The organism is Streptomyces sp. NBC_01320 (assembly GCF_035974375.1).
Classification (GTDB): Bacteria; Actinomycetota; Actinomycetes; order Streptomycetales; family Streptomycetaceae; genus Streptomyces; species Streptomyces yanii.
The window spans coordinates 8408705-8428660 of sequence record NZ_CP108390.1; the positions used below are offsets into that span (position 1 = coordinate 8408705).

Consider the following 19956-nt stretch of genomic DNA (forward strand, 5'->3'; position numbering starts at 1 on the left):
TGTGGGGGTCATTGTCCTCCCGGCCCCCGTTGTCCGTTAGAGCAGTCCAAGGGAATTCCGGAAAGTAGGGACCAGCCGTGGTTATGGGGTTCTCGATCGCCCTGATCGTCTTCAGCCTGCTGCTGATGCTGCTGGTGCTGATGCACAAGGGAAAGGGCGGCGGCCTCTCCGACATGTTCGGTGGCGGTATGCAGTCGTCCGTCGGTGGCTCCTCGGTCGCCGAGCGAAACCTCGACCGGATCACCGTGGTGGTCGGTCTGGGTTGGTTCGCATGCATTGTTGTGCTTGGTCTGCTGATGAAGCTGGACAACTGACCCGGCGTCCGCGCTTCCCGGTGAGGGTGTAACTCCTTTCACTGGACGCGCGTTGGGCCTTACGTAGACTGGGGCATCTTCGAGCACCATCACGCAGGGAGTTACGACCGTGGCAAGTGGCAACGCGATCCGGGGAAGCCGGGTCGGAGCGGGGCCGATGGGGGAGGCCGAGCGGGGCGAGTCCGCGCCGCGTCTCCGCATCTCCTTCTGGTGCTCGAACGGGCACGAGACGCAGCCGAGCTTCGCCAGTGACGCGCAGACACCGGACACTTGGGACTGCCCGCGCTGTGGCTTCCCGGCCGGTCAGGACCGGGACAACCCGCCGGACCCGCCGCGCACCGAACCGTACAAGACGCACCTTGCGTATGTACGTGAGCGGCGCAGCGATGCGGACGGCGAGGCCATCCTCGCCGAGGCCCTGGCCAAACTCCGGGGCGAAATCTAGTTTTTGCTCACCGGCCGGTCACCCCATGGGTGACCGGCCGGAGTGCATTTGTCGGCGCCGCAGCTCTCCGTCGCCTCGTCAACCCCTCTGATCAATTAAGTTGGAGGGGCAGCGGGGCATGTGCACGTACGAGAAGAAGTGGGCTGATATCCGGGATGAACGCACAAAGCCGAACCAAGCTGAATCACACGCCCGAGTGGACCGCTCTCGGCAAGCACCGCGAGCAGTTCGGGCAGACGCATCTGCGGCAGCTGTTCGCCGACGATCCGGAGCGCGGGGCCGGATATACCCTCCGGGTCGGCGATCTGTATCTCGACTACTCCAAGCACCTGGTCACCGACGAGACGCTCCGGCTGCTGCGCGAGCTCGCCGACGCCACCGGAGTCGCCGAGCTGCGTGACGCCATGTTCCGCGGCGAGAAGATCAATACCACTGAGGACCGCGCCGTCCTGCACACCGCGCTGCGTGCCCCGCGCGACGCCGTGATCGAGGTCGACGGCGAGAACGTGGTGCCTGCCGTGCACGCGGTGCTCGACAAGATGGCGGCCTTCGCCGACCGCATCAGGTCAGGGGAGTGGACCGGCCACACCGGCAAGCCGATCAAGAACATCGTCAACATCGGCATCGGCGGCTCCGACCTCGGCCCCGCCATGGCGTACGAGGTGCTGCGCTCCTTCACGGACCGCTCGCTCACCGTCCGCTTCGTGTCGAACGTCGACGGCGCCGACCTGCACGAGGCCGTTCGCGACCTCGACCCCGCCGAGACGCTGTTCATCGTCGCGTCTAAGACCTTCACCACGATCGAGACGATCACCAACGCCACCTCCGCCCGCAACTGGCTGCTGACCGGCCTTCGGGCCGAGCAGGACGCGGTCGCGAAGCACTTCGTGGCGCTCTCGACCAACGCCGAGAAGGTCGCGGACTTCGGCATCGACACCGCCAACATGTTCGAGTTCTGGGACTGGGTCGGCGGCCGCTACTCGTACGACTCGGCCATCGGTCTCTCGCTGATGATCGCCATCGGACCGGACCGGTTCCGCGAGATGCTCGACGGCTTCCACCTCGTCGACGAACACTTCCGCACCGCCCCTGCGGAGGCCAACGCCCCTCTGCTGCTCGGCCTGCTGGGCATCTGGTACGGCGGATTCTTCGACGCCCAGTCGCATGCCGTGCTGCCGTACAGCCACTATCTGTCCAAGTTCACCGCCTACTTGCAGCAGCTGGACATGGAGTCAAACGGCAAGTCCGTGGACCGGGACGGCAATCCGGTCGAGTGGCAGACCGGACCGGTCGTCTGGGGCACGCCCGGCACCAACGGGCAGCACGCCTACTACCAGTTGATCCACCAGGGCACCAAGGTCATCCCGGCCGACTTCATCGGCTTCGCCGAGCCGGTCGCCGACCTGCTGCCCGGGCTCGTCGCCCAGCACGATCTGCTGATGGCCAACTTCTTCGCCCAGACCCAGGCGCTGGCCTTCGGCAAGACGCCGGACGAGGTCCGCGCGGAGGGCGTCGCCGAGGAGCTGGTGCCGCACAAGACGTTCCGGGGCAATCACCCCACGACGACGATCCTCGCGGACAGCCTGACGCCGTCCGTGCTCGGCCAGCTCATCGCGCTGTACGAGCACAAGGTCTTCGTCCAGGGCGCCGTCTGGAACATCGACTCCTTCGACCAGTGGGGCGTCGAGCTCGGCAAGGTTCTCGCCAAGAAGATCGAGCCGGTGCTGACCGAAGGCACAGGGGGCGAGCAGCTGGACAGCTCGACCGCCGCCCTCGTCGCCGCGTACCGCACGCGGCGGGGCCGCTGATCCGATGACCACGGGGGAGAGGACGGTGCGGCTCCGGCCGCCGAACAACACGCTGGACCCGAGGGCCGTCGGCTGGTGGCGGACCCAGTGGCTGCTACTCACCGCGGCGCCGGTGGCCGTCCTGGCCGTCCTGGGCGCGCTCATCGCGCCCGCCCGGTTCTGGCTGCTGCTGCCCGCCGTGGTCCTCGCGGTCCTCGGTGCGGCCTGCGCCGTCCTCTTCCCCCGCTGGTGGTACCGCACCCACCGCTGGGAGGTCACCGGCGAGGCGGTGTACGTCAGGACCGGCGTGATCCGGCAGGAGTGGCGGATCGCGCCGATGTCCCGGATCCAGACCGTCGACACCGTGCGCGGCCCGCTGGAGCAGCTCTACAGGCTGGCCTCGGTCACCGTGACCACCGCCTCGTCCAAGGGGGCCCTGAAGATCGAGGGCCTCGACCACGAGCTCGCCGCCGAACTGGCCGAGCGGCTGACCCGGATCACCCAGGACACGCCCGGGGACGCCACATGAGTGAGGTCGCGGACGGCACGGGCAGCGAGCGGCTCGCCCCACCGGCCGGCACATCGGACCGGGACCGTACGGATCCCGGGACGACCGCCGGAGCCGGCTGGCGGCAGCTCGACCGGCGTACGGTCCTCGTCACCGCGCTCGTCTCGGCCGGCGTGGCGGCCGGCGCCGCGGTGCCCACCACGCTCGGCCTGGCCGGACGGCTCGGCCTCGCGGCCGCCGTCGCCTGGGTGCTGACCGGCGCGCTCGCACTGATCGGCTGCGGTGCGGGCGGCGACTACATACGCTGGCGCCGCACCCGCTATCGCATCGGCACCGAGCGCATCGAGCTCCACACCGGACTGCTGCTGGTCAAGAAGCGCTCACTGGCCCGCGAACGCATCCGCAGCGTCGACCTCACCGCCCACCCCCTGCTGCGGATCCTCGGCCTCGTCACCGTCCGGATCGGTACCGGTGAGCACAAAGGCAACGAGGCCACCCTGGAGCTCGACCCGGTCCGCAGGAGCGAGGGCGAACGGCTCCGCCACGAGCTGCTGACCCGCGCGGCCACCGGTGTGCCCGGCACCCACCGCGAGGGCGAGCTCGCCGCACTCGACCCGCGCTGGATCCGCTACGCACCGGTCTCGTTCGTCACCCCCGCCCTCGGCGGTGCGGCGGCCGGGGCGGTGCTGCAGGTCAGCGACTGGTTCGGGGAACAGGGCCGGGTGCTCCACTGGATCGGCGACCGCTTCCGGGACACCTCGCTGCTCACGATGGCCGTGATCCTCGCCGTCACCGTGACGGTCGCCGGGGTCTTCGGCGCGCTCGGCCTCTGGGTCGAGATGTGGTGGAGCTACCGCCTGGAGCGAGAACCCGGCGGCACCCTGCGGATCCGGCGCGGACTCCTCACCTCCCGGTCCGTCACCATCGAAGAGCGCCGACTGCGCGGCGTCGACGTCGTCGAACCGCTCGGCATCCGGCTCTTGGGCGCCGCCCGGGTGGACGCGATCACCACCGGCCTGGCCAAGGACGACGAGGAGCAGCACGGCGACCACAACACGCTGCTGCCCGCCGCGCCCCGCAGCGTCGCCGACGCCGTGGCCGCGGACGCGCTGCGCGAGACCACGGCCCCGACCGGTGCCCCGCTGATCCCGCACCCCCTCGCGGCCCGTGGCAGACGGCTGCGCCGGGCGGTCCTGGCCGTCCTGGCACCCGTGCTGATCCTTGGTGTCCTGGGCGTGCTGCTGACGCCCGTCCTGCTGTGGGTTGCCCTGGGCTGCGCCGCGGTGGGGCTGCCGGTCGGCGTGCTCCTGGCCCGTGATGCGTACCGCGGCCTGGGACACGCCCTCAGCGGTGACTATCTGGTGACCCGCTCCGGCACCGTACGGCGGTCCACCGCCGCACTGGAGCGGGCCGGGGTGATCGGCTGGACGGTCAGGCAGTCGTACTTCCAGCGGCGGGCGGGACTGCTGAGCGTGACCGCCACGACGGCGGCCGGAGCGGGCGCCTACACGGTGTACGACGCCGGTACGAGCGAGGTTCTCGGCTTCGCCTCCGAGGCCGTCCCCGGCCTGCTGGAGCCCTTCCTGGAGCGCACGCCGCCGCACGCCTGACCCCGCTCCGGTGTCAGGCGGATCGGACGTCCTCCCCCTGCGGACCCTTCGGGCCGTCGACGACTGGGACTCGACGCGCTCGCCCTCGGCGACGGTCCGGCCGTCCCGGGTGTCGCGCCCTCGCCGCAGCACGTGACGCCGCCCTCAGAGGTCACCCGACAGGCTCTGAGCCGGGTTTGTCTCCGGGTGGGATCGAGTGCACCGATGCGGCACCGCAGACGTCCGGTGGCACGGCCCCGGTTCGGCGGATCGCTCCCGCGGGCGTCGGACAGCGGACAGGCCCGGTCCGCTCCTGGGAGCGAACCGGGCCTGTTGTCAGCCGCGCTGACGGCCACTCAGGGAGAGGCCGGCGGGTACAGCGCGCGCGGCAGCTGCGAGGCCGCCGCCGAGTCCAGCAGCCACAGCGTGCGGCTGCGTCCGTACGCGCCCGCCGCCGGGGCCTGGATCTCCCCGGCGCCCGACAGTGCGATGGCCGCGGCCTCCGCCTTGTCCTCGCCCGCCGCGAGCAGCCACACTTCGCGCGCGGCCCGGATGGCGGGCAGCGTCAGCGAGATGCGGGTGGGCGGCGGCTTGGGGGCGCCGTGCACACCGACGACGGTGCGCTCGGTCTCCCGTACCGCGGGCAGCTCCGGGAAGAGCGACGCGACATGCGTGTCCGGGCCCACGCCCAGCATCAGCACATCGAACGTCGGGACCGGGCCGTGATCCTCCGGACGGGAGGCGGTGGCCAGTTCGGCGGCGTACGTGGCCGCGGCGGCGTCGGCGTCGTTGCCGCAGGGACCGTCCGAAGCGGGCATCGCATGGACCCGGGACGGGTCGAGCGGCACCGAGTCCAGCAGGGCCTCACGGGCCTGCGTGACATTGCGCTCCGGATCGCCGTCCGGCAGGAACCGCTCGTCGCCCCACCACAGGTCGAGCCGCGACCAGTCGATCGCGTCCCGGGCGGGCGCGGCGGCGAGCGCGGCCAGCAGGCCGTTGCCGTTGCGCCCACCGGTGAGGACCACCGAGGCGTAGCCGCGCGCGGCCTGGGCGTCCACGATCTTCGTGATCAGCCGGGCCGCGGCGGCCTGCGCCATCAGCTCCTTGTCGTGGTGCACGACAAGTTGAGGGGCACTCACTTCGCTGCCGCCCTCTTCGCCGCGGTCTTCTTCGCCGCGGTCGGGGTGGTGGTGGGCTCGGACGCCTTCGCCGCGGAGGGCTCGGGCCCCGCCGCGTCGGCCAGGTTCTCCACACCGAACTTCACCGTGGCCTCGTAGGTGTTGTCCGGGTCCAGACGGCGCAGCTCCTCGGCGAGCAGCTCGGCGGTCTCCCGCCGCTTGAGCGCCACCGCACGGTTCGGCTGTCCCTCCATGGAGAGCGTGGCCAGCGAACCGTCCGGGCGGTCCAGGACGATGGCGCCGCCCTTGGTCTCCATCCGTACGGCCGTCAGCCCGGGACCGGCGGACAGTGTGCGCCGCACCGGTACCTTGAGCCGGTCCGCGAGCCACATGGCGAGCAGTTCGCAGCTGGGGTTCTCCGACTCGCCCTCGACCGTCGCCGACAGCACCTCGACGGGCTTCTGGTCGAGCGCGGCCGCCAGCATCGAACGCCACGGGGTGATGCGGGTCCAGGACAGATCCGTGTCGCCCGGGCTGTACGACTTGGCGCGCGCCGCGAGTTCGGCGCTCGGCGCCTCCGCCGAGTAGGCGTCCGTGATCCGGCGCTGGGCGAGCGCGCCCAGCGGGTCCTTCGCCGGGTCGGACGGTGCGTCCTCGGGCCACCACAGCACGACCGGGGCGTCCGGCAGCAGCAGCGGCAGGACCACCGACTGGGCGTGGTTGGCCAGTTCACCGTGGAGGCGCAGGACGATGGTCTCGCCGGAGCCCGAGTCGGAACCGACCCGTACCTCGGCGTCGAGCCGCGCGTCGCGCCGGCTGCGCGGCGAGCGGCTGACCCGCTTGATCACCGCGATGATCCGCGAGGGGTGCTCGCGGGAGGAGTCGCTCGCCGCCTTGAGGGCGTCGTACGCGTTCTCCTCGTCGGTGACGATGACCAGGGTCAGCACCATGCCGATGGCCGGCGTGCCGACGGCACGCCGAGCCGACACCAGCGCCTGGTTGATCTTGCTGGAGGTGGTTTCCGTGAGATCGATCTTCATGGCCGACGCCAGCTCCGTCCGTCTCGTGCGAGCATCTCGTCCGCCTCTGCCGGACCCCAGGTGCCCGCCGGGTACTGCGCGGGCTTGCCGTGCTTGTCCCAGTACTGCTCGATCGGGTCGAGGATGTTCCAGGAGAGCTCGACCTCCTGGTGGCGGGGGAAGAGGTTGGCGTCGCCCAGCAGCACATCGAGGATGAGCCGCTCGTACGCCTCCGGGCTGGACTCGGTGAAGGACTCGCCGTAGGCGAAGTCCATCGTGACGTCCCGCACCTCCATGGAGGTGCCGGGCACCTTGGAGCCGAACCGCACGGTCACACCCTCGTCCGGCTGGACCCGGATGACCAGCGCGTTGCCGCCCAGCTCCTCCGTGGCCCCCGACTCGAACGGCAGGTACGGGGCGCGCTTGAAGACGACCGCGATCTCCGTGACCCGGCGGCCGAGCCGCTTTCCGGTACGGAGGTAGAACGGCACGCCCGCCCAGCGGCGGTTGTTGATCGTCAGCTTGATCGCGGCGAAGGTGTCGGTCTTCGACTTGGGGTCGATGCCGTCCTCCTCCAGATAGCCGAGGACCTCTTCGCCGCCCTGCCAGGCGTGCGCGTACTGGCCGCGCACGGTGTGCTTGCCCAGGTCCTCCGGCAGTTCGACCGCCGTGAGCACCTTGAGCTTCTCGGCGACCAGGGCCTTCGGGTGGAAGGAGCCGGGCTCCTCCATCGCGGTCAGCGCCAGCAGCTGCAGCAGGTGGTTCTGGATGACGTCACGGGCGGCGCCGATGCCGTCGTAGTAGCCGGCCCGGCCACCGATGCCGATGTCCTCGGCCATCGTGATCTGGACGTGGTCGACATAGCTCCGGTTCCAGATCGGCTCGAACATCGTGTTGGCGAACCGCAGCGCCAGGATGTTCTGGACCGTCTCCTTGCCCAGGTAGTGGTCGATCCGGAAGACCTCGTTGGGCGGGAACACGTCGTGCACGAGCTGGTTGAGCTCCTGCGCACTGGTGAGGTCGTGACCGAACGGCTTCTCGATGACGGCGCGCCGCCAGGACCCCTCCGTCTGATCGGCCAGCCCGTGCTTCTTCAGCTGCTGGACGACCTTCGGGAAGAACTTCGGCGGCACGGACAGGTAGAAGGCGAAGTTGCCGCCCGTGCCCTGTTCCTTGTCGAGCTCCTGGATGGTGGCCTTCAGGGTTTCGAAGGCCTCGTCGTCGTCGAAGTTGCCCTGGACGAAGCGCATCCCCTGGATGAGCTGCTGCCAGACCTCCTCGCGGAACGGCGTGCGGGCGTGCTGCTTGACGGCGTCGTGGACCTCTTGGGTGAAGTCCTCGTCCTGCCACTCGCGGCGCGCGAAGCCGATGAGCGAGAAGCCCGGTGGCAGCAGGCCGCGGTTGGCCAGGTCATAGACAGCGGGCATCAGCTTTTTACGGGACAAATCGCCCGTGACGCCAAAGATCACCAGGCCCGACGGCCCCGCGATACGCGGGAGCCGGCGGTCCTGGGCGTCACGGAGCGGGTTGGCTCCGGGAACACCAGACAAAGTGGTCAGCCCTCCGAAGGGGCGAGGCGCTTGAGCTCCGCCTCGGTGGAGTTGAGCAGATCGATCCAGGACGCCTCGAACTTCTCGACGCCCTCGTCCTCGAGGAGCTGCACGACGTCGTCGTAGGAGATCCCGAGCTTCGCGACGGCGTCGAGCTCGGCCTTCGCCTGCTCGTAGGTGCCGGCGATGGTGTTGCCGGTGACCTGCCCGTGATCGGCCGTGGCCTCCAGGGTTGCCTCGGGCATGGTGTTCACCGTGCCGGGGGCGACCAGGTCGACGACGTACAGCGTGTCCTTGTACGCGGGGTCCTTGACACCGGTGGAGGCCCACAGCGGACGCTGCTTGTTGGCCTGCGCCTTGTCCAGAGCCGCCCAGCGGTCGGAGGAGAAGACCTCCTCGTACGCCTGGTACGCCAGCCGGGCGTTGGCGAGCGCCGCCTTGCCCTTCAGTGCCTTGGCCTCGTCGGTGCCGATCGCGTCGAGGCGCTTGTCGATCTCGGAGTCCACACGGGACACGAAGAACGAAGCCACCGAGTGGATCCTGGAGAGGTCCAGGCCCGCGGCCTGTGCCTTCTCCAGGCCCGCCAGGTAGGCGTCCATGACCTCGCGGTAGCGCTCCAGCGAGAAGATCAGGGTGACATTGACGCTGATGCCCTTGCCGATGACCTCGGTGATCGCCGGCAGACCGGCCTTCGTCGCCGGGATCTTGATGAGCGTGTTCGGCCGGTCGACCAGCCAGGCCAGCTGCTTGGCCTCGGCGATCGTGGCGTGGGTGTGGTGGGCCAGACGCGGGTCGACCTCGATGGAGACCCGGCCGTCCTGGCCGCCCGTGGCGTCGAAGACCGGGCGCAGGATGTCGGCGGCGTCGCGGACGTCCGCCGTCGTGATCATGCGGATGGCCTCGTCGACCGTGACCTTGCGGGTCGCCAGGTCGGTGAGCTGCTGCTCGTAGCCGTCTCCGTGCGAGATCGCCTTCTGGAAGATGGACGGGTTGGTGGTGACGCCCACGACGTGCTGCTGGTCGATCAGCTCGGCGAGGTTGCCGGAGGTGATCCGCTTGCGCGACAGGTCATCGAGCCAGATCGCCACGCCCTCGTCGGAAAGGCGCTTGAGTGCGTCTGTCATGAGAATTGCATCTCCTACTAGTCGTATAACGGCGTCAGCGCGCGGCGGCGGCGAGAGATTCCCGCGCTGCGGCGGCAACGTGCTCACCGGTGAAACCGAACTCGCGGAAGAGGACCTTGGCGTCGGCCGAGGCACCGAAGTGCTCCAGCGAGACGATCCGGCCGGCGTCTCCGACGTACCGGTGCCAGGTCAGGCCGATGCCCGCCTCGACGGCGACACGGGCCTTCACGGACGGCGGCAGAACACTGTCCTTGTACGCCTGGTCCTGCTCCTCGAACCACTCGACCGACGGCATCGAGACCACCCGGGTCGGGATGCCGGCCGCCTGCAGCTCCTCGCGCGCCTCGACGGCGAGGTGGACCTCGGAGCCCGTGCCGATCAGGAGGACCTGCGGTGCTGTGTTCCGCCCTTCGGGCCCTTCGGCCTCGAACAGCACGTAGCCGCCCTTGGCCGCATCCTCGTTCGCCTCGTACGTCGGCACGCCCTGACGGGTCAGCGCCAGGCCGTGCGGGGCGCCCTTGCCGAACACCTTCGTGTAGCGGCGCAGGATCTCGCGCCAGGCGATGGAGGTCTCGTTGGCGTCGGCCGGGCGGACGATGTTCAGGCCCGGGATGGCGCGCAGCGAGGCCAGGTGCTCCACCGGCTGGTGGGTCGGGCCGTCCTCGCCGAGACCGATCGAGTCGTGCGTCCACACGTACGTCACCGGCAGGTGCATCAGCGCGGACAGTCGCACGGCGTTGCGCATGTAGTCGGAGAACACCAGGAAGGTGCCGCCGTAGATGCGGGTGTTGCCGTGCAGCGCGATGCCGTTCATGGCCGCGGCCATGGCGTGCTCGCGGATACCGAAGTGGATCGTGCGGCCGTACGGGTCCGCGCCCGGCAACGGGTTGCCCGCCGGGAGGAACGACGACGTCTTGTCGATCGTCGTGTTGTTCGAGCCCGCGAGGTCGGCGGATCCGCCCCACAGCTCGGGGATGATCTCGCCGAGCGCCTGGAGCACCTTGCCGGAGGCGGCGCGGGTGGCGACGCCCTTGCCCGGCTCGAAGACCGGAAGGCTGTCCTCCCAGCCCTCGGGCAGCTCGCCCGCGGAGATCCGGTCGAACTCGGCGGCGCGCTCCGGGTTGGCGGTCCGCCACGCGGCGAACGACTTCTCCCACTCGCCCTTGGCCTCGCGGCCGCGGTCCAGCGCCTCACGGGTGTGCGCGATGACCTCGTCGGAGACCTCGAAGGTCTTCTCCGGGTCGAAGCCCAGGACCTTCTTGGTCGCCGCGACCTCGTCCTTGCCGAGCGCCGAGCCGTGCGAGGCCTCGGTGTTCTGGGCGTGCGGGGCCGGCCAGGCGATGATCGAGCGGGCCGCGATGAACGACGGGCGCTCGGTCTCGGCCTTGGCCGCCTGCAGCGCCTTGTAGAGACCCGCGGGGTCCAGGTCGCCGTTCGGCAGCTGCTCGACGCGCTGGACGTGCCAGCCGTACGCCTCGTACCGCTTCAGGGTGTCCTCGGAGACCGCGGTCTCCGTGTCGCCCTCGATGGAGATGTGGTTGTCGTCCCACAGCAGGACCAAGTTGCCGAGCTTCTGGTGCCCGGCCAGCGAGGAGGCCTCCGCGGAGATGCCCTCCTGGAGGCAGCCGTCACCGGCGACGACCCAGACCATGTGGTCGAACGGGGAGGTGCCGGGGGCCGCCTCCGGGTCGAACAGGCCGCGCTCGTAGCGGGCGGCCATGGCCATGCCCACGGCATTGGCGACACCCTGGCCCAGCGGGCCCGTCGTCGTCTCGACACCGGTGGTGTGGCCGTACTCCGGGTGACCGGGGGTCTTCGAGCCCCAGGTGCGGAACGCCTTGAGGTCATCGAGCTCCAGGCCGTACCCGGCCAGGTAGAGCTGGATGTAGAGGGTCAGGCTCGTGTGACCCGCCGAGAGCACGAACCGGTCGCGACCGGTCCAGTCCGCGTCGGCGGGGTCGTGCCGCATCACCTTCTGGAAGAGCGTGTACGCGGCGGGAGCGAGGCTCATCGCCGTACCCGGGTGGCCGTTTCCGACCTTCTGTACGGCGTCAGCGGCAAGGACGCGGACAGTGTCCACGGCCCGCTGGTCCAATTCGGTCCACTGGAGGTCTGTGGTGGTCGGCTTGGTGCTCACCCTGAGTCAGGGCTCCTCTCCACTGTTGTAAACCGGTGACTGGTGACCGCACCGGGCATCGTCGAGCCTACCCCCGACGCAACACGCATTTTCCGGCTGCTTTCCAGGGTGCAGGCGACCCGCGGAGTTCGCCTCCCGTATGAGCGCAACGGCTCACTTCTGCGCTACTCCGATGAGCGCCACTCCATACTTATGCGCTCATCGGACACGGCGCTTATGCCCTCATCGGATACGGCGCTTCGGCGCGACTCCAACACGACCCACCCCCGCGAAGAACGGCCTGTCCCCAACGTCTACAGTGGTCTGGTTCGCGCAAGTCTTTACTGGGCCTTCATGCCCGGAGCTTGCTGGGATTTCTCTGTCAGGGGTGTGCGTGACGGCCGTCGAGTCCCGACCCGCAGGGGTCGCCTTGACTCCGAGCCCAGGGGGCCATCGCCCGTTCGGGGCCCGTATCAAGGCATTCGTGGCACTGACCAAGCCGCGGATCATCGAGCTGTTGCTGATCACCACTGTTCCGGTGATGTTCCTGGCCGCTCAGGGTGTGCCCGACCTGTGGCTCGTACTCGCTACCACCATCGGCGGATATCTCTCCGCGGGTGGTGCCAATGCGCTCAACATGTACATCGACCGCGACATCGACGCGTTGATGGACCGTACGTCGCAGCGTCCGCTGGTCACCGGCATGGTGAGCCCCCGCGAGTGCCTGGCCTTCGGTATCGCCCTCGCGGTGATCTCGACGGTCTGGTTCGGGCTGCTGGTCAACTGGCTGTCGGCGGCACTGTCGCTGGGCGCGCTGGTCTTCTACGTCGTCGTCTACACGATGCTGCTGAAGCGGCGCACCTCGCAGAACATCGTCTGGGGCGGCATCGCGGGCTGCATGCCGGTCCTCATCGGCTGGTCCGCCGTGACCAACTCGATGTCCTGGGCCGCGGTCATCCTCTTCGCCGTCATCTTCTTCTGGACGCCGCCGCACTACTGGCCGCTGTCGATGAAGGTCAAGGACGACTACGCCCGTGTCGGCGTACCGATGCTCCCGGTCATCGCGTCCAATCGCGTGGTGGCCCGCCAGATCGTCATCTACAGCTGGGTGATGGTGGCGGTGTCGCTGCTGCTGACCCCGCTCGGCTACACCGGCTGGTTCTACACGGCCGTGGCGCTGCTGACCGGCGGGTTCTGGCTCTGGGAGGCGCACGGCCTGCAGAACAGGGCGAAGGCCGGGGTGTCCGGCGCCAAGCTCAAGGAAATGCGACTGTTCCACTGGTCGATCACCTATGTGTCGCTGCTGTTCGTCGCCGTCGCGGTCGACCCGTTCCTGCGCTGACACCGTTTCGCTCCTGCCGACGGGCGGGGTACGTGGCCCATGCCACGTGACCCGCCCGTCGCCAGTTGATCTACCCATCGGTAGCATCCGTTGCATGGCAGACACGGCAGAGACCCAGCAGATTGACGACAGCAAGCAGGCCGCCCGCGCGGAGCGCAGGGCAGCCAGGCTCGCCAAGCAGATCGGTGCCTTCGCCAAGGCGCACGGCGGCGCCGAGGGGCAGCTCGCCTACATCGGGCAGATGGGCACCCGCATCGTGCTGGTCGGCGAGGACGGTGGCTGGGGCGACCTGGTCGCACCCTCGTACGCGGTCGCCGAGAGTGCCACCGCGAAGGCCGGGATCACGATGCACGAGTCCTTCGACGGAGAGTTCGCCGCCAAGGTCCGCACCGGCCCGTACGAGTGGACACGGATGGCCGGGATCCAGGTCGGCGGCCCCTCCAACAAGGGCTGAGCCGCCGCCCGGGACGTCTCCGGGCCCATCCCACGGGGCAGGAGCAACACCTGACACCGGGGTCACCCGCTAGGACGGGTACACCCACGTCGTCGCAGGGAGCTCCGGATGACCGACATACTGCCCGTGGCGGATCTGGTCGACCAGCACTGCCACGGGGTGCTCCGCACCGAGCTGGGTCTCGGCACCTTCGAGGCCCGGCCGGTCACGGCAGCGGGGACGCCCGCGCCCGGCACCACCTTCTTCGACACCCAGACCGGCTTCGCCGTTCGCCGTTGGTGCCCTCCGCTGCTGGGTCTCGAACCCCACTGCCCACCGGCCCGCTATCTGGCCCGCCGCCGGGAACTGGGCGCCGCGGAGACCGGCCGACGGCTGCTCCGTGCCACCGGCGTCTCCACCTATCTCATCGACACCGGGCTTCCGGGCGACCTCACCGGCCCGGCAGAGATCGCTGCCGCGGCCGGGGCCGACGTCGGCGAGATCGTGCGCCTGGAGCCCCTGGCCGAGCAGGTCGCCGACACCTCGGGCACCGTCGAGAGCTTCCTCGCCGACCTCGCAGCGGCCGTGCACACCGCGGCAGCCTCCGTCGTCGCCTTCACCTCCGCCGCGGCCGTACGCCATGGCCTGGAAGCCGATCCGGGACCGCCGGGGCCGGGCGAGGTGCGCGGCGCGGCCGGACGGTGGCTGGCGGGGCGGGAGGCGGAACGCCGGGCGGCACGGACCGGTGCCGACGGCCCGGGTACGCCCTGCGCGGCCCCCCACGACCCGGTGCTGCTGCGGCATCTGCTGTGGACCGCGATCGCCTGCGGGCGGCCGCTGCAGCTGCGCTCCACCGACCCCCGGCGGATGGCGGGATTCGCCGCCGCGACGGCCGGGTTCGGCAGCGATCTCGTACTGCTGCACAGCTATCCGCACCACCGGCACGCCGCACAGCCGGCGAGCATCCATCCGCATGTGTACTTCGACGCGGGCGCCGCCCTGACCCGTACGGGAGCACGCGCCGGGGCCGTCCTCGCGGAGGTCCTGGAGCTCGCCCCGTTCGGCAAACTGCTGTTCTCCAGCGGTGCTCAGGGACTGCCGGAACTGCATGTGGTGGGCGCGCGCCAGTTCCGTGAGGCGCTGAGCAGGGTGCTGGGCGGCTGGGTGGCGGACGGCGCGTGGTCGCGCACCGACGCCACGCGGGTGGCCGCGATGATCGCGTCCGGCAACGCGCGCCGGGTGTACGGGCTGGACCGGCGGCCCGCGTAGCAGGCTCTAGAGCCTGTCGGGTGACCTCTGATCGGGCGGCCACGCCCTGGCACGCACGCTTCCCGGGTTGCCGAAATGTCCTAGTAGCTCCTTCCCCAGGCTCTCAGCTTCGTTCGAGCAGGGGAGGCCCCATCCGAGGACATCCCGCCGCCTTGGAATCGCACGCACCAGCCCGCGTCCGCTATCCGATCGAAGGTCACCCGACAGGCTCTCAGCCGGCGGCTGCGGGCTCCGGCGTCTGGGCGGCGGGGGTGGGCACCGGGGCGGTCGCCCCCGGGCGCTCGCGCAGCGAGAGCATCACCCGCACGACGGCGATCCACACCAGGCACGAACCGAGCATGTGCAGCCCGACCAGGATCTCCGGGGTGTCGGTGAAGTACTGCACGTACCCGATCACGCCCTGCGACATCAGTACCAGGAAGAGATCACGGGTGCGGTGCATCGGACCGACCGGCGCGTCGACGGCCTTCAGTACGAACCAGAGCGCGACCGTCAGTGCCACGACGACCCAGGCCAGGTCGGCGTGCAGCTGCGCGATCATCTTCCAGTCGAGCGGGATGCGGTGGACGTCGCTGGAGTCGCCCGCATGCCGTCCGGCACCCGTCACGACCGTGCCGACGGCGATCAGCAGACCGGCCGCGGCCGCCAGCAGCCAGGTCAGCTGCGAGACCGCCTTGCCGACCAGCGGACGCGGCTCGGCGTCGCCCTCCCGAACCCGCTGCCAGGTCACGACGGCGACCGTGAGCAGCGCGGTGGAGAGCAGGAAGTGTGCCGCGACGGTGTACGGGTTGAGGCCGACCAGCACGACGATGCCGCCGAGCACGGCGTTGCCCATGACCACCCAGAACTGCGCCCAGCCGAGCCGGGTGACGCTGCGCCGCCACGGTTTCGCCGAGCGGGCGGCGATGATCGCCCAGCCGACCGCCGCGCACAGCACGTAGGTGAGCATCCGGTTGCCGAACTCGATGGCGCCGTGGAAGCCCATCGCGCTCGTCGCCGTCAGGGACTCGTCGGTGCACTTGGGCCAGGTGGGGCAGCCGAGACCGGAGCCGGTCAGCCGCACCGCACCGCCGGTGACCACGATGACGACGGCCATCACGACGGCCGACATCGCCGCGCGGCGGACCGTCCGGGGGGACGGGGTCCAGCGTTCGGCGATGAAGAGGAGCGGGTTCCGCGCGGCTTGAGCGACTTCGGCTCGGGTCAGCTTGGGCACGCGCACCATCGTAAGCGGCGGCTTGTGCAAGCTTTCACGAGGGGGACGAGTTACCTCGAAACGGCATGCCGCACGGCGTCGCCGTCGGTCATTCCCAGCGGAAGAACTTTGCCGCCGCGCCCAGTCCGAGCACCGCCCAGACCGCGAGGATGCCGAGATCGCCCCACGGCATCGAGGCGCCGTGCTGGAGCACGTCCCGCAGCCCGTCGGACAGGGCCGCGATCGGCAGCAGCCCCAGCACCGACTGCGCCGCGTCCGGGAACTTGTCCAGCGGCACGACGACCCCGCCGCCGACCAGCAGCAGCAGAAAGACCAGGTTGGCGGCGGCGAGCGTCGCCTCCGCCTTCAGCGTCCCGGACATCAGCAGGCCGAGCCCGGAGAACGCGGCGGTGCCGAGCACGAGCAGGAGCAGGACGGCGAGCGGGTTGCCGTGCGGCGACCAGCCCAGCGCGAACGCGATCACCGTCAGCAGCACGACCTGCAGCACCTCGGTGACCAGTACCGCGAGGGTCTTCGCGGTCATCAGCCCCCAGCGGGGCAGCGGTGAGGCACCGAGGCGCTTGAGCACGCCGTACCGCCGCTCGAAGCCCGTCGCGATGGCCTGGCCGGTGAAGGCGGTGGACATCACGGCGAGCGCGAGAATGCCCGGCGCCAGGAAGTCGACGGACCTGCCCGCGCCGGTGTCCACGATGTCGACGGCGCTGAACAGCACGAGCAGCAGCGTCGGAATGATCACCGTCAGGAGCAGCTGCTCGCCGTTGCGCAGCAGCATCCTTGTCTCCAGCGCGGTCTGCGCACCGATCATGCGGGGCAGCGGGGCGGCACCGGGCCGCGGGGCGTACGTACCGGCGCTCATGCGCGCAGCTCCTTGCCGGTCAGTTCCAGGAAGACGTCCTCCAGGGTGTGACGCTCGACGGAGATGCCGTCGGGCATCACGCCGTGCTGCGCGCACCAGGAGGTGACGGTGGCCAGCAGCTGTGGGTCGACCTGGCCGGTGATGCGGTACGTGCCGGTGGCGGGCTCGGCTGCCTGCGTGCCGTCGGGCAGCGCCTTCAGCAGCGAGCCGAGGTCGAGACCGGGGCGGCCGGTGAAGCGCAGGGTGTTCTCCGCGCCGCCGCGGCACAGCAGTTCCGGGCTGCCCTGAGCGATGACCCGGCCCGCGTCGATGATGGCGACATCGTCGGCGAGCGCCTCGGCCTCGTCCATGAAGTGGGTGGTGAGGACGACCGACACGCCGTCGGCGCGCAGCTCCCGTACGAGATCCCAGGTGGAGCGGCGGGCCTGCGGGTCGAGGCCCGCGGTCGGCTCGTCCAGGAACACCAGCTCGGGGCGGCCGACGACGGCCATCGCCAGGGAGAGGCGCTGCTGCTGGCCGCCGGAGAGCCGGCGGTACGTCGTCCGGCCGCAGCTGCCGAGGCCGAGACGCTCGATCAGCGCGTCGACGTCGAGCGGGTGGGCGTGCAGTTTCGCCATGTGGCGGAGCATCTCGTCGGCGCGCGCTCCGGAGTAGACGCCACCCGACTGCAGCATCACACCGATCCGGGGGCGGAGCTCCGCGGCGTCGGCGACCGGGTCGAGGCCGAGGACGCGTACGGTCCCGGCGTCGGGGCGGCGGTAGCCCTCGCAGGTCTCGACGGTGGTGGTCTTGCCGGCGCCGTTGGGACCGAGGACGGCGGTGACCGCACCGGTGCGTACGCCCAGGTCGAGGCCGTTCACCGCGGTCTTGGCGCCGTACCGCTTCACCAGGCCACGGATCTGCACGACCGGCTCGTTCTTCATGGCCGGTAAGTCTAGGCAGCGGCCGGGCGGGCGAGTCCCCGGGGGCCGGATTAGGTAACCCTTAGTGACTAACTCCACCGTTGATCGTTTCGGACCGTGGTTGTCAGGGCCGGAGGAATTACGCAACAATGGCGTTGTGAAATACCAGGGCGAGGCTCCGCAGGAGGAACTCGCGACCGGCGAGCGCTCGACGCGCAACCGGGTCGCGCGCTCCATCCTGGACCACGGCCCGTCCACCGTCGCCGACCTGGCGAAGCGCCTCGGGCTGACCCAGGCCGCCGTCCGCCGTCATCTCGACGCCCTCGTCTCCGACGGTGTCGTCGAGGCCCGCGAACAGCGGGTGTACGGGGCGCGGACCCGCGGCCGTCCGGCCAAGGTGTTTGCCCTGACCGACTGCGGCCGGGACGCCTTCGACCAGTCCTACGACAAGCTTGCCGCCGACGCTCTTCGCTGGATCGCCGAGACCGCGGGCGACGAAGCGGTCGTCGCCTTCGTCCGCGCCAGGGCCGCCGCGCAGTCGGTGGCCTACCGCGAGGCGATCGACGCGGCGGAGCCCGCGCAGCGCACAGAGGCGCTGGCCAAGGCCTTGTCCGCCGACGGGTACGCTGCTACGGCGCGAAGCGCGCCCGGCCCTCAGCAGGGCGAGCAGCTGTGCCAGCACCACTGCCCGGTCGCCCATGTCGCCGAGCAGTTCCCGCAGCTGTGCGAGGCGGAGACGGAGATCTTCTCCAGCCTGCTCGGGACCCATGTGCAGCGTCTGGCCACCATCGCCCATGGCGACGGGGTGTGCACGACGTTCGTACCGCGCGGCGGACCCCCAACCGCACAGACCACCACATCAGCATCTGCAAGCACGGCCGGGAGGAACCCCGCATGACGCTCCCCACGGAGACTGCCCACCCTGAGCTCGAGGGTCTGGGTACGTACGAATTCGGCTGGGCCGACTCCGACGCGGCAGGCGCGGCGGCCAAGCGCGGCCTCTCCGAGGCTGTCGTACGCGACATCTCGGCGAAGAAGAACGAGCCCGAGTGGATGCTGAAGCTCCGCCTCAAGGGCCTGCGGCTGTTCGACAAGAAGCCCATGCCCAACTGGGGCTCGGACCTGTCGGGCATCGACTTCGACAACATCAAGTACTTCGTGCGGTCCACCGAGAAGCAGGCGGAGTCCTGGGAGGACCTGCCCGAGGACATCAAGAACACGTACGACAAGCTCGGCATCCCGGAGGCGGAGAAGCAGCGCCTGGTCGCCGGTGTCGCCGCGCAGTACGAGTCCGAGGTCGTCTACCACCAGATCCGTGAGGACCTGGAGGAGCAGGGCGTCATCTTCCTCGACACGGACACCGCGCTGAAGGAGCACCCGGAGCTCTTCAAGGAGTACTTCGGCACCGTCATCCCGGTCGGCGACAACAAGTTCGCCTCGCTGAACTCGGCCGTGTGGTCCGGTGGCTCGTTCATCTACGTGCCGAAGGGTGTCCACGTCGACATCCCCCTGCAGGCCTACTTCCGTATCAACACGGAGAACATGGGCCAGTTCGAGCGGACGCTGATCATCGTCGACGAGGACGCCTACGTCCACTACGTCGAGGGCTGCACCGCGCCGATCTACTCCTCGGACTCGCTGCACTCCGCCGTCGTCGAGATCATCGTGAAGAAGGGCGGCCGCTGCCGCTACACGACGATCCAGAACTGGTCGAACAACGTCTACAACCTGGTCACCAAGCGCGCCGTGGCGTACGAGGGCGCGACCATGGAGTGGGTCGACGGCAACATCGGCTCCAAGGTCACCATGAAGTACCCGGCCGTCTACCTGATGGGCGAGCACGCCAAGGGCGAGACGCTCTCCATCGCCTTCGCGGGCGAGGGCCAGCACCAGGACGCCGGATCCAAGATGGTCCACATGGCGCCGAACACCTCCTCCAACATCGTCTCCAAGTCGGTGGCGCGAGGCGGCGGCCGTACCTCGTACCGCGGTCTGGTCGAGATCGGCGAGGGCGCCGCGGGCTCCAAGTCCAACGTGCTGTGCGACGCGCTCCTGGTCGACACGATCTCCCGCTCCGACACCTACCCGTACGTGGACGTCCGTGAGGACGACGTGTCCATGGGTCACGAGGCCACTGTCTCCAAGGTCTCCGAGGACCAGCTCTTCTACCTGATGAGCCGCGGTCTGACCGAGTTCGAGGCCATGGCCATGATCGTGCGCGGCTTCGTCGAGCCGATCGCACGCGAGCTGCCCATGGAGTACGCGCTTGAGCTCAACCGGCTGATCGAGCTGCAGATGGAGGGTTCGGTCGGCTAGCACAGCCTGACGACCGAATCCCCGACTTTTGACAGAGAAAGCGAGCACTACG

18 protein-coding genes are annotated in these 19956 nt (G+C 69.8%); 10 read left to right on the forward strand and 8 right to left on the reverse strand.

Annotated features, from left to right (window positions below; all coding sequences use genetic code 11):
* Window positions 1–77: 77 nt before the first annotated feature.
* From secG to OG395_RS38250, 5 genes are all read left to right on the forward strand, one after another.
* On the forward strand, window positions 78–314 hold the full coding sequence (gene secG / locus OG395_RS38230; RefSeq protein WP_078839980.1) for a preprotein translocase subunit SecG: 237 nt from the start codon (window positions 78–80) through the stop codon (window positions 312–314).
* A gap of 109 nt (window positions 315–423) precedes the next feature.
* Complete coding sequence (locus tag OG395_RS38235; RefSeq protein ID WP_078839979.1) at window positions 424–759, forward strand: RNA polymerase-binding protein RbpA; 336 nt, start codon at window positions 424–426, stop codon at window positions 757–759.
* A 155-nt stretch (window positions 760–914) separates the two neighbouring features.
* Entirely contained in the window at window positions 915–2567 is a 1653-nt protein-coding gene (gene pgi, locus OG395_RS38240; RefSeq protein WP_327247013.1) for a glucose-6-phosphate isomerase, read from the forward strand.
* A 4-nt stretch (window positions 2568–2571) separates the two neighbouring features.
* Complete coding sequence (locus tag OG395_RS38245; protein ID WP_327247014.1) at window positions 2572–3075, forward strand: PH domain-containing protein; 504 nt, start codon at window positions 2572–2574, stop codon at window positions 3073–3075.
* Window positions 3072–4664, forward strand: a complete 1593-nt coding sequence (locus tag OG395_RS38250; protein WP_327247015.1) for a PH domain-containing protein — start codon at window positions 3072–3074, stop codon at window positions 4662–4664. Before OG395_RS38245 ends, OG395_RS38250 begins: the two co-directional genes overlap by 4 nt.
* Before the next feature lie 335 nt (window positions 4665–4999).
* On the opposite strand, the gene pgl is transcribed toward OG395_RS38250, so the two are convergent.
* The 5 genes from pgl to tkt are packed head-to-tail and all read right to left on the reverse strand — an operon-like array spanning window position 5000 to window position 11591.
* On the reverse strand, window positions 5000–5782 hold the full coding sequence (gene pgl, locus OG395_RS38255) for a 6-phosphogluconolactonase (protein WP_266986935.1): 783 nt from the start codon (window positions 5780–5782) through the stop codon (window positions 5000–5002).
* The gene (gene opcA / locus OG395_RS38260) at window positions 5779–6801 is read right to left on the reverse strand and encodes a glucose-6-phosphate dehydrogenase assembly protein OpcA (protein WP_327247016.1); all 1023 of its coding nucleotides are present in this window, start codon (window positions 6799–6801) and stop codon (window positions 5779–5781) included. Before opcA ends, pgl begins: the two co-directional genes overlap by 4 nt.
* Window positions 6798–8330 (reverse strand): glucose-6-phosphate dehydrogenase, encoded by a 1533-nt coding sequence (gene zwf / locus OG395_RS38265; protein WP_327247017.1) that lies wholly within the window; start codon window positions 8328–8330, stop codon window positions 6798–6800. The genes opcA and zwf overlap by 4 nt, the downstream gene beginning before the upstream one ends.
* Before the next feature lie 5 nt (window positions 8331–8335).
* A complete protein-coding gene (tal, locus tag OG395_RS38270) occupies window positions 8336–9454 on the reverse strand; it encodes a transaldolase (protein ID WP_327247018.1) in 1119 nt (372 codons plus the stop codon).
* 34 nt (window positions 9455–9488) lie between these two features.
* Window positions 9489–11591, reverse strand: a complete 2103-nt coding sequence (tkt, locus tag OG395_RS38275) for a transketolase (RefSeq protein WP_327247019.1) — start codon at window positions 11589–11591, stop codon at window positions 9489–9491.
* Between the two features lie 367 nt (window positions 11592–11958).
* Here tkt and OG395_RS38280 point away from each other — a divergent pair, with 367 nt between their 5' ends.
* The 3 genes from OG395_RS38280 to OG395_RS38290 all read left to right on the forward strand — a co-directional run bounded on the left by OG395_RS38280 (window position 11959) and on the right by OG395_RS38290 (window position 14614).
* Window positions 11959–12912, forward strand: a complete 954-nt coding sequence (locus OG395_RS38280) for a heme o synthase (protein ID WP_327247020.1) — start codon at window positions 11959–11961, stop codon at window positions 12910–12912.
* 94 nt (window positions 12913–13006) lie between these two features.
* Window positions 13007–13366, forward strand: a complete 360-nt coding sequence (locus OG395_RS38285) for a hypothetical protein (RefSeq protein ID WP_327247021.1) — start codon at window positions 13007–13009, stop codon at window positions 13364–13366.
* Window positions 13367–13474: 108 nt separating this feature from the next.
* Window positions 13475–14614, forward strand: coding sequence for an amidohydrolase (locus OG395_RS38290; RefSeq protein ID WP_327247022.1), 1140 nt, complete (start codon window positions 13475–13477; stop codon window positions 14612–14614).
* A 211-nt stretch (window positions 14615–14825) separates the two neighbouring features.
* Here OG395_RS38290 and OG395_RS38295 read toward each other — a convergent pair whose 3' ends face one another.
* From OG395_RS38295 to OG395_RS38305, 3 genes are all read right to left on the reverse strand, one after another.
* Window positions 14826–15839, reverse strand: a complete 1014-nt coding sequence (locus OG395_RS38295) for a COX15/CtaA family protein (RefSeq protein ID WP_327247023.1) — start codon at window positions 15837–15839, stop codon at window positions 14826–14828.
* 79 nt (window positions 15840–15918) lie between these two features.
* Window positions 15919–16686 carry an ABC transporter permease gene (locus OG395_RS38300; protein ID WP_327247024.1) on the reverse strand — a complete coding sequence of 256 codons (768 nt, stop codon included), beginning with the start codon at window positions 16684–16686 and terminating at the stop codon, window positions 15919–15921.
* Entirely contained in the window at window positions 16683–17609 is a 927-nt protein-coding gene (locus OG395_RS38305) for an ABC transporter ATP-binding protein (RefSeq protein ID WP_327247025.1), read from the reverse strand. The genes OG395_RS38300 and OG395_RS38305 overlap by 4 nt, the downstream gene beginning before the upstream one ends.
* Before the next feature lie 136 nt (window positions 17610–17745).
* On the opposite strand from OG395_RS38305, the gene OG395_RS38310 reads away from it, so the two are divergent.
* Window positions 17746–18486, forward strand: coding sequence for a helix-turn-helix transcriptional regulator (locus OG395_RS38310; RefSeq protein WP_327247026.1), 741 nt, complete (start codon window positions 17746–17748; stop codon window positions 18484–18486).
* Window positions 18483–19904: a Fe-S cluster assembly protein SufB gene (gene sufB / locus OG395_RS38315; protein ID WP_266986958.1), complete on the forward strand. Its 1422-nt coding sequence runs from the start codon at window positions 18483–18485 to the stop codon at window positions 19902–19904. Before OG395_RS38310 ends, sufB begins: the two co-directional genes overlap by 4 nt.
* Window positions 19905–19956: the final 52 nt, after the last annotated feature.